The sequence below is a fragment of the Achromobacter sp. UBA5777 genome (assembly GCF_002418565.1).
Classification (GTDB): domain Bacteria; phylum Pseudomonadota; class Gammaproteobacteria; order Burkholderiales; family Burkholderiaceae_B; genus Achromobacter; species Achromobacter animicus.
This window is the reverse complement of record NZ_DIEJ01000305.1, coordinates 1-16,724: the sequence shown is the minus strand read 5'-3', so window position 1 is coordinate 16,724 and position 16,724 is coordinate 1. Positions and strand designations below refer to the sequence as shown.

8 protein-coding genes are annotated in these 16,724 nt (G+C 68.2%); all 8 read left to right on the top strand.

Going from position 1 to position 16,724, the window contains the following annotated elements:
* The coding region (locus tag B3446_RS26645) for a CpaF family protein (protein ID WP_291387000.1) at positions 1-1,273 on the top strand (1,273 nt) is incomplete at its 5' end.
* A gap of 21 nt (positions 1,274-1,294) precedes the next feature.
* Entirely contained in the window at positions 1,295-2,278 is a 984-nt protein-coding gene (locus B3446_RS26640; protein WP_191576372.1) for a type II secretion system F family protein, read from the top strand.
* A 22-nt stretch (positions 2,279-2,300) separates the two neighbouring features.
* Positions 2,301-3,242: a type II secretion system F family protein gene (locus B3446_RS26635; protein WP_291386998.1), complete on the top strand. Its 942-nt coding sequence runs from the start codon at positions 2,301-2,303 to the stop codon at positions 3,240-3,242.
* Positions 3,239-4,204 carry a tetratricopeptide repeat protein gene (locus tag B3446_RS26630; RefSeq protein ID WP_291386996.1) on the top strand — a complete coding sequence of 322 codons (966 nt, stop codon included), beginning with the start codon at positions 3,239-3,241 and terminating at the stop codon, positions 4,202-4,204. Before B3446_RS26635 ends, B3446_RS26630 begins: the two co-directional genes overlap by 4 nt.
* Positions 4,197-4,724 carry a TadE/TadG family type IV pilus assembly protein gene (locus B3446_RS26625; RefSeq protein ID WP_291386994.1) on the top strand — a complete coding sequence of 176 codons (528 nt, stop codon included), beginning with the start codon at positions 4,197-4,199 and terminating at the stop codon, positions 4,722-4,724. Before B3446_RS26630 ends, B3446_RS26625 begins: the two co-directional genes overlap by 8 nt.
* Complete coding sequence (locus tag B3446_RS26620) at positions 4,721-5,338, top strand: hypothetical protein (RefSeq protein WP_191576368.1); 618 nt, start codon at positions 4,721-4,723, stop codon at positions 5,336-5,338. Before B3446_RS26625 ends, B3446_RS26620 begins: the two co-directional genes overlap by 4 nt.
* Complete coding sequence (locus B3446_RS26615; protein ID WP_291386990.1) at positions 5,335-6,885, top strand: hypothetical protein; 1,551 nt, start codon at positions 5,335-5,337, stop codon at positions 6,883-6,885. Before B3446_RS26620 ends, B3446_RS26615 begins: the two co-directional genes overlap by 4 nt.
* Positions 6,886-6,923: 38 nt before the next feature.
* A partial coding sequence (locus tag B3446_RS26610; protein WP_291386989.1) for a putative Ig domain-containing protein occupies positions 6,924-16,724 on the top strand: 9,801 nt, incomplete at its 3' end.

Here is a 16,724-nt window from a genome sequence, read left to right as displayed (position 1 = left end):
CGCCCCGCGCCCCGTCGCCGCCGCGCCCAACGCCGAAAGCACCGCGCAGCGCCGCGTGATCCGCAACGAGCTCTTCGAGCTGATCGACCCGCTCAAGGCGGCGGCCATGCCGCGCGACCGGCTTCAGGCGCAGATCGACGCGCTGATCCGCCGCATCTGCGACGAGCAGCGCCTGCAGCTGTCCGGCCAGGAAGAGGAACTGATCGCACGCCAGATGCTGGACGAGATGGTCGGCGTAGGCCCTATCGAACCGCTGCTGGCCGACGACACGGTCAACGACATCCTGGTGAACGGCGCCAACCAGATCTTCGTCGAACGCTTCGGCAAGCTGGAGCTGTCGTCCATCACCTTCATCGACGAAGAGCACGTTTTCAACACCGCGCAGCGCATCGCCGCCCGCGTGGGCCGCCGCATCGACGAAGCCAACCCGATGGTCGACGCCCGCCTGCCCGACGGCAGCCGCGTCAACGTCATCACGCATCCGCTTGCGCTGGACGGCACCACGATCTCGATCCGCAAGTTCATGCGGCGCGACCTGTCGCTGGAATCGCTGGCGACGCGCGGCGCGATGTCGATGGACATGGCCGTGCTGCTGCGCCGCGCGATGGAAGCGCGGCTGAACATCGTCGTGTCGGGCGGCACCGGCGCCGGCAAGACGACGCTGCTCAATGCGCTGTCCCAGAACATCAGCCCGCTCGAACGCATCATCACCATCGAGGACGCCGCCGAACTGCAGCTCCAGCAGGAACACGTCATCCGCCTGGAGACCCGCCCGGAAAGCGCAGAAGGCGGCGGCCGCGTGGACCAGCGCGACCTCATGAAGAACGCGCTGCGCATGCGCCCTGACCGCATCATCCTGGGCGAAGTGCGCGGCGGCGAGTGCTTCGACATGCTGCAGGCCATGAACACCGGCCACGACGGGTCGCTGTGCACCGTCCACGCCAACACGCCGCGCGATGCGCTGATGCGTCTGGAAAACATGGTGATGATGGCCAACATGCAGTTGCCGCTGGCCGCAATCCGCCGCCAGATCGCCAGCGCCGTCGACCTCATCGTGCAGATCGAGCGCATGCGCGATGGCGCGCGGCGTGTCGTGTCGATCATGGAGATCTGCGGCATGGAAGAAGAAGTGATCCAGACGCAGGAGCTGCACGTCTTCCGCTCGCGTGCCGGCTCGACGGCAACGCAGGTGCTGGGCGAACACACCGGCAGCGGCCTGCGCCCGAACTTCTACACCGAGAAGTCGCACCTGTTCGACCAGGATCTCGCCTGACGGCGGCAAGGCAGCGCGGACATGCTTGATCTTTTCACCCTGCTCATTTTCCTTCTGGTGTTCATCGGCTTTTTCGCGGTGCGCGCCAACAGCCGGCGTCAGCGCCGCGAAGACGCGATGGCGGCCCGCCTGGCGGCGCTGCGCCTGCAGATGCAGCGCGAAAGCGGCCTGGCGGCCGCCGTGCTGCAATCGCCAGACTCCATCGCGCTGCCGGGCCAGGACGACCTCTTTCCGCGCTGGCCGTGGCTGGGGCAGCGTCTGGCGCGCCTGCGCGACGGGCTGCGCGCGCTGGGCTGGCTGCCCAAGCTGCGTGAACGCATCCTCATTTCGGCCGCCGTCGCATTGGTTGGCGCGCTGGCGCTGGTGCGCATGACCGGCACGCCGTTCCTCCTGGCGCTGCTGGCCGCGCCGCTGCTGTGGGCCGCGCTGTGCACGATGCTTTATCAACAGGCCATGGCCAAGCACCTGGCCGCGCTGGCGCGCAGCCTGCCCGAAGCGATCGACGGCATCACCCGGATCTGCCGCTCGGGCGTGCCGCTGCAAAGCGCGTTCGGCATCGCCGCCGATCACCTGCACGGTCCGCTGGCGCCCGAGCTGCGCGAAATCGAGAACTGGCTCAAGCTCGGCGTGCCGCTCAAGCAGGCCATGCAGTCGTCGGCCGAGCGCGTGCCGCTGCCCGAATACCGCTTCTTTGCCGTCATTCTCATCATCAGCCAGGAATCGGGCGGCCGGCTCGGCGACACGCTGGAGCGCCTGTCCGCCACGCTGCGTGCGCGCGCCGAACTGGGCATGAAGGTTCAGGCCAAGACGTCCGAGGCGCGCGCCTCGGCCAAGATCGTCGCTCTGCTGGTGCCAGGCGTGCTGCTCTACATGTACCTGAACTCCCCGGACGACTTCCGCTTCATGTTCAACGACGCGGCGGGCGTCAAGGTGATGATCTACGCCGCCGCCAGCGTTGGGCTGGGCCTGTTCATCACCCATCTGATGGTCAAGCGGATCCGCTGACCTTGCCCCGCGACTAGCTGCCATGCCCCTCTTTTCCGATCCCCTGGCGCCCCTGCTGCTCCTGGCCTTCATCGCCGGCATCGTGCTGGCCGTCTGGCTGCTGCGCGCCGAGTCGCGCCGCAATCCCCTGCACGAGCGGCTGGGCCGCCGTGGCCGAGGCGCTGGCGAAAGCACGGTCTCCATCGCGCTGGACTCCAGCTCGCCGCTGCCTCCCGTCGCCCAAGGCATCGCCGCCTTCGGCATGAAACTGGCCGGCACCGAGCAGGACCGCCTGGCCACCGAACGCCTGCTGGCGCAGGCCGGCTGGCGCCGCCCCGAGGCCAGCGGCCTCTTCATGGCCGCCAAGTACGGCAGCGGCGTCGTGCTGTGCGCGGTGGCCCTGTGGCTCTTGACCAGCCCGCAGACGCGCTTCGGCCTGACCGGTCTGGCCGTGGGCCTGATCTCGCTGTTCGTCGGCACCACCTTGCCCGAACTGCTGGTCAAGCTGCGCGCCGGCCGGCGTCACGAAGCCCTGGCCCGCAGCATGCCCGACGCGCTGGACCTCATGGTGATCTGCGCCGAGGCCGGCCTGCCGTTTCCGCGCATCCTGAAGGTGGTGTCGCGGGAACTGGCCTTCAGCGCGCCCGCCATGGCCGACGAACTGGCCTTCACCAGCGCCGAACTGCAACTGCTGCCCGACCGCGCCGCCGCGCTGCGCCATCTGGCCGACCGGACGCGCGTGCCGACCATCGAAAGCATGGTGGGGTCGCTGGTGCAGGCCGAACGCTATGGCACGCCGCTCGCCCAGGCGCTGCGCACGATCGCTGAGGAAAGCCGCAGCCGCCTGATCCTCGAACTGGAAGAGAAAGCCGGCAAGCTGCCCGCGCAGCTCAGCGTTCCCCTCATGACCCTCATCCTGCCGCCCGTGGTCGCCATCGTCGCCACGCCCGCGCTCATGCGCGTTATCCGGACCCTGATGCAATGATCGCAACCCTTCCGATGTTCCCGCTGCCTACCATGCGCCTGACCCGCGCCGCCGGCGTCGTGCTGATGGCCGCGCTGCTGAGCGCGTGCAGCACATTCAGCAAGTCCGATTCCACCGCCGCGCCCAGCAGCCGCAACCTGTTGACCCAGTCCAGCGGCAACACGGCCTCGCCGCGCCCGCTCGCCAGCAACGGCGACGCGGCGGCCGAAGGTCTGAAGCTCGCTCGCCTGCTGCGCGACCAGGGCCGCTACGAAGGCGCGGCCGGCGTCTACGCCCAGCTTGAACAGCGCGGCAGCCTGAAGCCGCTGGAGCTGCTGGAATACGCCAGCGTGGCCGCGCCCACCCAATCGCCGCGCGACAACCTGGCCCTGTTCGGCCGCGCCCGCCGCGCCCTGAACGAAGCGGGTACGACACTCACGCCTGCCGCGACGGTCACGCTGTGCAACGGCCTGGGCCGCGCCCGCATGGCGATGGGCCAGCGCGACGCCGCCCTGCAGGACTTCGACTGCACGCTGGCGGCCGACGCCAACAACGTCGCCGCATTGAACGCCAAGGGCGTGCTGCTGGACGCCAGCGGCGACCACGCGCAGGCCCGCAAGCTGCTGGCGCAGGCGTGGGAACTGGATCCGTCGGACTTCCGTGTCCTGAACAACCTGGCGCTGTCGCACCTGGCCGGCGGCGATGCGCAGGAAGCCATCCGCCTGTTGTCGCAGGCCGACGCGGTCCAGCTCCCGACGCTCAAGCTGAACCTTGCATTCGCCCAGGTCTTGCAGGGCGACGAAGCCGAAGCGCGCAAGACGCTGGAAGGCATCATGGCGCCTGCGCTCGTGCCGCAGGCGCTGGCTGACTTCGCGCAGCGCCGCCAGCGCATCCGCGACGGCGCCGCAGTGGGCAGCGAACTGATGGCCGCCAGCCGCCATGTGCTGCAACTGCGCGACAAAGAGGCGAACGGCAATGGCTGACCAAGCGCCGATCATGCACCGGTTCCTGCGCGGCCAACGCGGCTCGCTGTCGGTCGAAGCCGCGTACGTCCTGCCCGTCGTCATCGCCGCGGCGATGATGTTCATGGAGCTGGCCAATATCGGACTGACCATCAACATGGGCGCCAGCGCGCTGGAACGCGCCGTGCAGCAGTTCCGCCTGGACGGCGCGGCGGGCATGCAGGACGGCGGCGCCATCGAGTCGCTGGTGCGCTCGCGCATGGTGGCGGCCTCGCACAACTACCTGGACGACGAGAACATCGCCACCGTCGAAGTCGAGCGCTTTGCGTCGCTGGACGCCATGGGCGGCGGCGGCGCCGAGGACGAGACTCAGGCCGCTGCCTTGACCAACGTGCCCGCGTGGCGCATCGAGGTCGACGTGCGCAAGGACTTCATCACGCCGCTGCCGCGTCTCTTGGGCGTGGACAGCGGCGCCTTCCGCTATCGCTATCAGCAGGTGCTGGCTTACCTGCCGCAACGCAATCAGGAATCCCAGCCGTGACCGCCGCCCCGCGTCCACCCCGCCACGCCACGACGCCGCGCCGGCGCCAGCGCGGCGCGCTGGCCGTGGAAGCGGCGCTTGCGCTGCCCATCCTGCTGGGCGTCGGCATGATCGGCGCCGACATGCAGCGCATCCACAGCGAACGCATCCGCGTGGAGAACGCCGCGGGCGCCATGGCCCTGAACATCGCGGCGCAGCCTTCCCTGACCGCCGCCGGCGTCGACGTGCTGGCGCAGCTTGCCATGCAGGGCCACGAAGACATGCAGCAGCTCATCATCCTGAACGTGCTCGAGTCCGGCCGCATCGCCTGGGCGCTGCAACGCGGCGGCGCGGGCGACTTATGCGACGCGCCGGCCTCCGGCGGCCAGTACACCGGCGTCCTGCCGCAAGACCGCCCCGATTCCGGCGAGAGCAACGTCGACAACAGCACCCTGTCGATGATCGTGGTGAAGGCCTGCCGCGACACCGCCGACATCTCCATCTGGGCCGGCATGCCGCTGCCCGACCTGCTGCAGACGGCCGCCGTGTTCCGCGCCACCTCCCGAACCATCACGCTGGATGAAACGCTGCGCGCGGAAAGCGTCGCTTCCGGCCTGGCCTACGCCCAACCATGAAGCAACGTCCCGACCGCGTCCTCTCGCTGGCCCGCCAACGCGGCGCGTCCGCCGTATTCCTGCTGCTATTGATCGGCGCCGTCGCCGCGCTGGCCGCCTATGCTTCGGACGGCACGCGCATGACCGCCGACGCCGCGCAGCTCAAGCGCGCCACCGACGCAGCGGCGCTGGCATCCGCCGCGGCCTACGCCAAGTCCCGCGACGCCGACATCCAGGACATCGCCGAACGCTACGTGGCGGTCAACCTGGGCATGGACCGCGCGCAGCTGGGCCGCGCGCTGTCCGTCCGGACCGAGACCATCACGAAGAACGACATGCCCGGCACGCGCGTCACGGCCACGTTCGAAGCCTCGAGCATCCTCTCGCAGACGCCAGACGAGGCCGTCACCGTCGCGTCGGCCGCCGTCTCGCGCCAGCGCTCGCTGGAAGTGGCGCTTGCGCTGCCCAACTCGCTCGGCGAAGACGCCAACAACCTGGCCGCGTTGCGCCGGCTGGGCAAGTCGTTCGCCTCCCGCCTGCTGGAAGATGCCGACAGCGCCTGGCTCGCGTTGGTGCCCTACAGCCAGGCGGTCAGCGTTTACGATCCGGCGCAGTCCAACCGCATCCGCCTGTGGAGCAAGCCGGGCGCGCTCAACCCGGTCGAACTCACCTCGCTGTTCCGCTCGGGCTACGCGGGCCTGGCCGACCGCCGCATTCCCGACCGGCGCGCCAACCTGTTGTGCATGTACCGTGGCCTGAACCGCGGCGACAACTATTTCTGGACCGATCCGCCCGCCGGGCAGTTCGGCGTGTACTACCGCCACGACCTGCCCGACAACGGCAGTCCGGGCGCCCCGCCCATCCGCTGGATCGGCCCCAACCCGGACTTCGGCCAGGCCAACGGCGTGAACGACACGCGCTGGATGGTCGCCGACCGCGGCTGCCCCCACGCGGCGCTGCTGCCACTGACCAACGACCTGGGCAAGATCGGCGAACGGCTCGACGAAATGAGCACGCGCTTCAACACCAACCATGCCATCGCCATGGGCTGGGCCGCCATGGCGCTGGCGCCGGCCTTTCGCGGCGGGTCCGGCTGGGGCCTGGAGGACGATCTGCCCCGCGACTTCGACGACGGCACGGGCGATCGCGTCAAGGCCATCGTGTTCCTGGCCAACTCCACGGGCCAGCGCTGGTTCGACACCGATTCCTACAACGCCTACGTCGGCCAGAAGATCGATGGCGACTCGGACAACGGCGGCGGCGACGACAACGTCGTGACCGAACGCTTCGCCCGCCTGTGCAGCAGCTTTCGCGCCCGCGACCTGAAGTTCTACCTGATCGTCACGGGCAATGACGAAGAGACGGACGAAGACGGCCAGATCCGCAGCGCGTCGGACTTCCGGCGCATTGCGGGCCCCGGGCTGGCCGTCTGCGCGGAAAAGGGATCGGACCAGATCTACCTGTCCGGCAAGGACTTCGTGGTTTCCGAAGGCCGCATCCAGAGCCGGCTCGACGACATCGTCGACGAACTGCGCCAGCTCGCGGCGCTGACCACGCTCGTCGAATAAGCCAAACCCCGCATCACCACATTTGTTCCAGGACTTCCATGACTTCCCGCCGAATCCCCACGCTCCGCCGCCAGGCATTGGCCCTGGAACCCCGCTTCCTGCTTGATGCCGCCGCCGTGACGACGGCGGTGGACGTGGCCGCGCAGGCCGTGCCGCCGACCGAGACGGCGCCCGGCGTGGACGCGACGCCGACTGAAGCGGCCGTCGTCGTCACCGACAGCAGCGATACCTTTGCGCCGGTCGATCTGTTCAGCGGTGTCGACGTCCATGGCCAGACCAGCGGCACGGACGAATTGACGCAACTGGTCGTCACGGTGGATCGCAGCGGCGCGAACCAGGCGCTGGTGATCGACGGCAAGACCATTGCCCTGGAAGGCGGCAGCGGCACGACGCGCGCCGATGGCGACGGCTACGTCTATACCGTTGCCGTCAGCGGCAACACCACCACCATCACGCTGCAGCTGGACGCGTTCGACCCGGCGCCTGCCGGTGTCGCGGCGCTGATCGACGGCATGTCTTTCCAGATCCTGGACAAGTCGGTGGACGGCGGCAAGGTGTCGGTCTCGCTCAAGAGCCTGTCCGACGCGGGCGGCCAGACGGCCGACCTGTCCGCCATCACGGCCACGATCGACATCGACAGCCGCATCAACGTGGCGCCCGAGGTGAAGGGCGACCTGCTGCAGGAAGCGGATCACTTTGGTACCGGCAGCCTGGCCGGCGCCACCGAGGTCGCCTATTCCGCCGACGGCAGGTTCGTCTACGCGGCGGGCAGCAACAACACGCTGTCCATCTTTGCCGTGGACGCGGCCTCGGGCCTGCTCAGCAAGACACAGGACCTGACGGTGGCCGACCTGGGCACGGTCAATCATCTGGTGGTCAGCGGCGACGGCAAGTCGGTCTACACGATCTCCAGCAACGGCAACCTGAACCAGTTCAATGTCGAATCGACCGGCGCGTTGAGCCATGCGGCCACGCTATCGGTGGGCGGCGGGTCCACCGGCGGATTGGCGATCTCGGATGACGGCACGCAGGTCTACGTGGACGCGTCGAACAACTTTGGCCGCGAGGCGCACGTCTACAGCCGCGACACCGACACCGGCGCGCTCACGCAGATCCAGCGTCTGGACGCCGTGCGCAACGCCAGTCTTGCCACGGCCGGCGGCTACGTCACCGTCATTCACAGCGGCGCGGGCATCAACGCCAATCACACGCTCAAGATCTATCAGCGTGACGCAGCCGGCGTGCTGAATCTTGTCGACAGCCTCCTGCTGGACAAGACCGGCCAGGACGCCGTCGACTACGCGATCAGCATGTCCGCCGACGGCAAACTGCTGTTCGTGGGTGAACCGGGCGCCAGGAACATCTCGGTCTTCCGGCTTGGCGCCGACAATCTGCTGACGCGCGCGGGCACGGTGGCCAGCGACAACATCGGCAGCCTGACGCTGAACGCGGACGGCACGCTGCTGTATGCCGCCACCACCGCCGGCACTGTCAGTGTCTACGCCGTGTCCGGCGACGGCGGCTTGACGCTGCTCGGCAGCGCCGCAGGCAAGACCCATGGCGCAGACATCTCGCTGTCCAAGGACGGCACGTCGCTGGTGGTGGCGGGCAATGGCCTGACCCGCTACACGACGCTGCAATCGCTGACGCTGGGCCAGGACACCGTTCTCGGCGACCGCGTCAGCCTGTCCGGCCGCAATTACGATCTGCTGGACGGCGGCGCCGGCAACTACAACGGCGCCAGCGTGACCATCAAGGCATCCGTGCCCGGCGGCGCGTTCGGGTTCGAGAGCGGCAACGGGCTGTCGATGACCAACGGCGTCATCTTGCGCGGCGGCGCCCAGATCGCCACGTACACCGTCAATGGCGAGACCCTGACGCTGCGCTTCACCGGCGATGCCACGACCGCCGTGGCGAACCAGGTGCTGCAACAGGTGAGCTACGGCAATTCGGCCCTCGCGGCCGGCACGTTCATCACGCTGACCGTGCAGGCCAATGACGGCGCGTTGAACAGCGACGCCCTGTCCATCATCTTCCGCAGCAACACGGGACCGCGGATCGACGCCGGGGTGGCCAACGGCTACACGCCGGAGACGGTCACCACGGAAAAGGACTACCACCTCGTCCTGCCAGAGAACCTCTTCAACGACGTGGACGGCGACCGGTTGACCTGGCGCGTCACGGGGTTGCCCGCCGGAATCAGCTTCGATCCCGAGACCCGTACCCTGTCCGGCACCGCACTTGCCGCCGGCACCTATCCCATCAGCATCACCGTCACCGATGCGTACGGCGCCAGCGTGACGCTGGATCTGAATCTGGAAGTGGTTCAGACCCCCAATCGTGAGCCAGTCGCCAGCAGCAGCGCACCGGCCTCGTTCGGGCAGGTCACCGCGGGAGAGGGCGGCTATACCGCCACCCTGCGCGCGGACATGTTCTCCGATCCGGACAGCCGTTACGGCGACACCCTCACGTGGCGCATCGTCGAGGCGCTGCCGGCAGGCCTCGTGTTCAACGCGGCCACGCGCACGCTGAGCGGCACGCCGACCGTCCCGGGCGATTACGTCCTGACCGTGCGCGTGACGGATAAGGCCGGCCTGACCGCGGACCACAAGATGACGTTGCGCGTCGTCTCGGCCGCCGAAGCCGCCAACAGCGCGCCCGCGTTCGACATCGACGACAGCGATCTGAGCTACACCTCGGATGGCCGGATCAACGGCTACGACCAGTACGTCTACAGCGTTCAGGTGTCGGACGACGGCTACACCGTCATCGTGCTGGGCAACGGGACGAACAACCATCAGGTTTCCCCCGCGGGCAACAGCACGCTCAGCGTCTTCACGCGCAACCCGAACACGGGTGAACTGACGCTGGCGCAGCGCTTTGTACAGGGCGCCGTGAACGACGGCAACGATGCCAACGGCATCGAGATCCAGGGCCTGCTCAGCGCGGCGTCGGCCGTGTACTCGGCCGACGGCAAACACGTGTACCTCGCCGGCCAGAAGGCCGACGGCGGCAACTATTTCCTGACCGGCTTCAACGTCAATGCGGACGGCACGCTCACGGCCAGCGGCCAGAGCGTCGAGCTTGGCAGCACGCAGGTCAAGCAGCTTGTCGCATCGCAGGACGGCCACCTGTATGGCGTCGCCGGGAACACCCTGTACGCCTACGGCATCGGCGCCAACGGCGAACTGACGGCCTCCGGCACGTACGAGAATCAACCCTTCAGCACCGCGTCTGCCATCGAGGTCGACGCGCAGGGCCGCGTGTTCGTCGCTGGCACCAATACCCTGACCATCTACGCCGCCAATCCCGACGGCAGCCTCACACAACTCGTGACGCATACGGGTGACGTCGGCAACTTCGCGCGCAGCATCGCGGTGTCGGGGGACACCATCTACGTGTCCGCGGGAAGCAATGGCATCCTGACGCTGCGCTTCGACCCGATCGCGAAGACGGTCACGAAGGTTTCGTCCGTGGGCGCCCAGATGTGGGGCCTGGAACTGTCGGCAGACGGCAAGACCCTCTATGCCGGCGGCCTGACCGGCGCCCTGAACGTCTACAGCATCGGCGCCGACGGCGCGCCCACGCTGGTCAAGACCATTGCCCACGAGGGCGCCTCGGGCAACTATCGCGCCTTCCGTTTTGGGATTTCCCCGGACGGATCGTCGATGTATGTCGGCGGCTTCTACAACGCCGCCGGCCTGGCGCACATCGACATCGAGAAGGCGCTCTCGGACGCCTATGCGGAAGGCCAGACGATCAAACCGGCCGCCGGGCTGACGTTCGGGGACGCGGACTACGACGCACTGGCCTCGGGCGCTGGCGATTACAACGGCGCCACCATCACGATCGTGCGCGACGGCGGCGCGAACGCCAACGACCACTTTGGCTTTGACGGCGCGAACGGGCTCACGCTGGTGGGTTCCGAAATCCGGCTGAACGACGTCAGGATCGCCGACTTCACCAGCGCGGGTGGCATCCTCACCATCGCCTTCACCGGCCAGGTCAGCACCGCCACCGCCAACGCCGTGCTGCAGCAGGTGACCTACACGCACGACAGCAAGGACCCGGGCGCCGCCATCCGCCTGACGGTGCAGGTGCGCGACCAGTTCGCCAGCGGCGTGGACAGCGTCGTGCTTGCGCTGACGGTCGCGCAGGTGAACGACGCGCCGGTCGTTGTCTCCACGCCGGTCGACGTCAAATACAGCCCCGGTGAATCCGCCGTCGGCCTGTTCGACGGCACCACGATCTCGACCGTCGAGAATGGCCAGACGATCGCCGGCCTGACCCTCACCGTATCGCCCGTGGCCAACGGCGCCAGCGAAACGCTGACCGTGGACGGCACCGCCATCGCGCTGGTCGCGGGCAACGGCACGACCTCATCGGGTCACGCCTACACCGTCACCATCGACAACGGCGTGGTCACCATCACGATCACGCCCGCCGCCGGCATGACGGGCGATCAGGCGGCGGCGCTGGTGGACGGCATTGCCTATGCGAACCATGCCGCCGCCCCGACGACGGGCGAGCGCAGCATTTCGCTGACCGCCGTGCGCGACAGCGGCGGCACCGACAACGGCGGCAAGGACACCGCCGAACTGGACGTCGTCGCCAAAGTGAACGTGCAGTTCGAAGCGCCGGTGCTGACCACGCCCATCGATTCGGTAGGTTTGAATGAACTGATCAGCCAACTTGCCGACGGCGCGCCGTCCACTGCGCTGGAAGGCGCGCTCGATGTTTTCGAGGCGGACGGCAAGTTCTACCTGCTGCGCACCACCACCGAGTGGAACATGGACGCGCAGGCCGACCTGGAGGTCAACACGCTGTACGTGCTTGAGCGCGGCGCGGACGGCACGCTGCGCATCGCGCAGGCCATCGGCAACGGTGAAGTCGGCGCGCTGGCCGGCGCCGCGGATCTGCGCGTGTCGGCCGACGGCAAATCGCTTTACGTGGTCGCCAACCAGGGTGTCGTGCTCTTCAGCCGCGATGCGGCGACGGGAATGCTTACCGCGCAGGGCACCTTTGGTGCCGACATCGTCACGGAATACGGCATGATCCGCGACGTGCTCGCCACCGGCGGCCTCGTCTACGCGACGGCGGGCGACAACCTGCTGGTCTTCCGGCAGGACGGCGCCACGCTCGCGCTGATCCATACCTATACCGACGCGGGCGACACCGGCCTGCAACTGGACGGCGCCAATGCGCTGACGTTGTCTGCCGATGGCCGCTTCCTTTTCGTGGGCACGTCCGGCGGCAGCACGCTGGCCAGCGTCTTCTCGCTGGACCCCAGCGGCGTCCCGGCGTTCGTCATGGCCGCGCAGGGCAAGGACCCCGCCGCGGCGGACCAGTTCTACTTCACGCAGACGCTGACGGCTTCGCCGGATGGCAAGACGCTTTACGTGGTCGACTTCGACGACAATCAGCATCGCCTGCATACGCTTGCTGTGGACGCAGATGGCCGGCTCACCGCGCTGGCCACGACGCTGCCGGCCGGAGACGTCAAGCAGATCGTCGTGTCGCCGGACGGCTCCGCCGTGTTCGTGATCGCCAGCGACCGGATCGGCGTGTACAGCCGCGGCGCGGACGGTGTGCCCGTGCGCGTTGGCGAGATCTCGGGCTATGGCGACCCGTTTGGCGACGGCGTGAGCTTCGGCGAGATCCGCAGCGCAACGATTAGCGAAGACGGCACGAAGCTCTATCTGACGGGCCAATTCTCGTTCGACGACGGCGTGCTGGTGCTGGACCTGAAGCCCGCCGCCGCGCACTACACGGAAGGGGCAGCGCCTGTGGCCATTCTGCCGTCGGCCACGCTGTCCGATCCGCAGCTCGATGCGCTGAACAACGGACAGGGCGATTACAAGGGCGCCAGCATCTCGGTTGAACGCGCCGACGGCACGCATGCCGACGACCGCTTCGGCTTTATCGACGGCGACAACCTGCGCCTTGACACCACCAGCGGCCAGATTCTGTTGAACGACGTCGCCATCGCGACCTTCTCGCAGACGAACGGCGTGCTGACGCTGACGTTCACCGGCCCCATCAGCAAGACAGACGCGCAGAACGTGCTGCGGCGCATCGCCTACAGCAATGCCAGCAACGATCCCACCCGCGACGGCGCGACCATCGTGCTGCGCACCACGCTGCACGATGGCGACGGCCATCAGGATGAACTGCTGACCGAGATCGAACTGGAAGGCGTCAACAACGCGCCGATCATCGACACCACGCCGCGCAATCCCACGTTCCCGGCCGAAGGCGAACCGGTCAAGCTGTTCGAAGGCACTACGGTCGACACCGTGGAATCCGGCCAGAACGTGGCCCGCGTCATCGTCACCATCAGCCCCGCCAACGCACAGGACATCCTGGGCGTGGACGGCAGCAAGATCCGGCTGGACAAGGACTCCAACGGCCCGCAGACCACGGCCTCCGGCCTGCAGTACATGGTGACCATCGCCGACGGCGTCACCACCGTGACCCTTTACCTGAACTCGTCGGGCGAACGCGCCGCCCAGGTCATCGACAGCCTCACCTACGCCAACGCCGCCAGCCCGCTGAGCGGCACGCGCACGATCAGCCTGACCGTGCAGGAGTGGGACACCGTCAATGGCTCGACGGATGCGGATGATGCCGCAACGGTCACTTTGGCCGGCCCGACCAGCCCCAACACGCCGCCCACCGTCACCGGCGGCGACGACGTGTCCTACACCGAACGCGCCGATGCCGTCCTGATCGCGCCCGATAGCGTGATTGCCGATGCGCAGCTGGACGCCTTCAACGGCGGCGCGGGCAACTACGACGGCGCCGTCTTGACGATCACGCTGGGCGCGGGCAAGAGCGCCACCGACGCGCTGGGCTTTGAGCCCGGCAACGGCCTGACGCTGGAAAACGGCGTCCTGAAAAAGGACGGCGTGGCGATCGGCGCGGTGTCGCAGGCCGACGGCGTGCTGACGATCCGCTTCAGCGACGAGGCCGGTTCCATTCCCACCAAGGCCGACGTGCAGAACACGTTGCGCCAGATCACTTACGCTAACAGCAGCCACGCGCCCGTAGACAGCGTGGCCATCAGCGTGACGCTGACCGACCAGCGCGGCCTCGCGTCGACGGCAATGGACTTCTCCATCAACATCACGGCCATCAACGATGCGCCGGTCGTCGATGCCGATCCGGTGCTGTCGCTGGGCGACCTGACGCACGTGCAGGATCTGACGACGATTCCCGGTCTGGAAAAGCCCACCGCCAGCGTCGTGTCCGCCGATGGCGCGCGCGTCTACGTGGCCGACGGCAAGGGCGCCATCGCGGTGTTCAGCCGCGACGGCGACACCGGCTCGCTGACTTACGTGCGCACGTTCGCCGGCGTCGGCAATCTTGCGGGCATCAAGGAGTTGGTGAGCTCGACCGACGGCAAGAGCCTGTACGCCCTGCGCGCGGACGGCAACGCCATTGGCGTGTTCGGCGTGAGCGCCGACGGCACGCTGACCCCCCAGGCCACCATCACCAGCAATTACGAGCTGGATGGCGGCAGCCTGAACGACATGAAGGGCATTGCGTTGTCCGAAGACGGCAAAAACCTGTACCTGATCAACAGCTACGGGATCGCCTACTTCAACCGCGACGCGCAAAGCGGCGCGCTCACATATATCGGCGCCATCAGCGGCGATATGAACGCGGAGCCGTTCCTGTGGCAGCCCACCGACATCGCGGTGCGCGGCGACCTGCTCTTCGTGGTGACCAACACCAGCTCGAGTTCGACGCTTATCGTCTATCGCCGCGACGTCAGCGGCGCCTTGTCGGTCCTGACGCACATCCAGGGCGGCGGCACGGACGCGGCCGGCCAGACCGTCTCGTTCTCCAACCTGCAGCACATCACCGTCAGCGCCGACGGCAGCACGATCTTCGTGTCCAACAGCCGCACGTCCTCGTTCAACGGCTGGACCGGCGGGTATGAAGTGCACGAGAACCCGCAGGCCATCGATGCCTTCCGCTTGAACGCGGCGACCGGCGCGCTGACGCATCTGGGCACGCTCACCGGCAGCCAGACGGTGGAGAGCGTCGCACTGTCCGCGGATGGCAAGGCGCTGTTCGTGACCCTGGCGGACGGCACGCTCAACTACTACGCCACGGCAACGCTCAATCTGATCAGTTCGCAGAGCGGGCTGGCCGGGGCCGGCCAGATTGCGGTGTCGGCCGATGGCGGCGTGATCGTGGTGGGCAACGAACTGGACGTCCTGAACGCCCCGCCGGCCCCGCAGCCCGTGTACATCATCGACGGCGATGGCGTGCCGGTCGCGCCGACGCTTGCGCTCTCGGACGCCGAACTGGATGCGGCGAACAACTATCAAGGCGCCAGCGTCACCTTCAACGGACAAGCGGGCGACCGCTTCGGCTTCCTGGCCAGCGACGGCTACACGCTCGCCGGGGACGTCATCTCGTTCAACGGCCAGGCCATCGCCACGCTGACTCAGACTGGCGACAACGCGACGCTGCGCTTCACCGGCGCCGTCGACCGCGCACAGGCCAATGCGCTGCTGCACCGCGTGACCTACGCCAGCACCGACGGCACGCCTGGCACGCGCAGCGTCACCATCACGCTCAACGACGGCGACATCGCCAGCGCGGGCTATGACGTGGACGTCACCGTCCGCCTGCCCAATCAGGCGCCGGTCGCCGGCGCCGACCCGTACACGCCCGAGACCGCGCTGGCCGGACGCGATTACACGGTGACCCTGCCGGAAACGCTTTTCAGTGATCCGGAAGGCGGCAAGCTGACGTGGAGCGTCGGCGGCCTACCTGTGGGGCTGACCTTCGATCCCGCCACCCGCACGATCTCCGGCGTGCTTGCCGGGACGGGGCAATACACGGTCGTCATCACCGTGACGGATCCGGAAGGCGCCTCCGTGTCGCGCGACGTGATCTTCGAAGCCGTCGAGCCGCCGAACACCGCGCCCGTCGACAGCGGGATCGCACTGACACCGGGTGTCGTCCGGGTGGGCGAGCCCTACGCATACACGTTCCCCGCCGGGCTCTTCACCGACGCCGACGGCGATGCGCTCACGTGGCGGATCGACGGCCTGCCGGAAGGGCTGACCTTCGATCCGGCGACCCTGACCATCCGAGGGACCGCGACAGCCGAAGGCAGCGTTGCCGTGGTTGTGAGCGCCACCGACACGTCGGGCGCCAGCGTCTCGCGCATCATCACGCTGACGGTCGCCGCCGCGCAGACCGAGCCGAACCCGGGCACGAATCCTGACACGGATCCTGGGTCCAATCCCGGCACGGATCCGGGCACGCGGCCCGACCCCAACGCCAACCCGAATCCCGGCAACCCCGCCGACGTGCCGCCGCCGGATCTGAGCGCGTGGCAGCGCGACCCGGTGTTTGCCTCCGACACGACTGCCAACGACACGCGGGACGACGCGTTCCGCTCGCTGCGCCAGGCGCTCGGCGGTATTCCCGCACCATCGGTCGATGCGTTCAGCGTTCCCATCCGCGACGGCCTGTCGACGCCGCCGCAATGGACATCGACGGCGCTGCTCGACGAACTGCTGGCCGATTCGCTTGAACGCCGTGACGCCGACGCGGCGCGCCCGTTCACGATGGATGCGGGCGGCGGCGTCCGCTCGCCGCTCGTGCTCCTGGCCAGCCCCGACGCGCCCGGGCTCTCGTTCTCCAGCGCCGCACTCACGGGCCTCTGGCGCGCCGACGAGGCAGGCAACCGGCAGACCTACGCTTTGCCGCACGGCCTGATCCGCAGCAGCGGTCCCATCGCCTCGCTGGCGCTGCGCATGGCGGACGGCTCCGACCTGCCGGCCGGCGTGCGGCTCGACGCGGGGCGCGGCCCC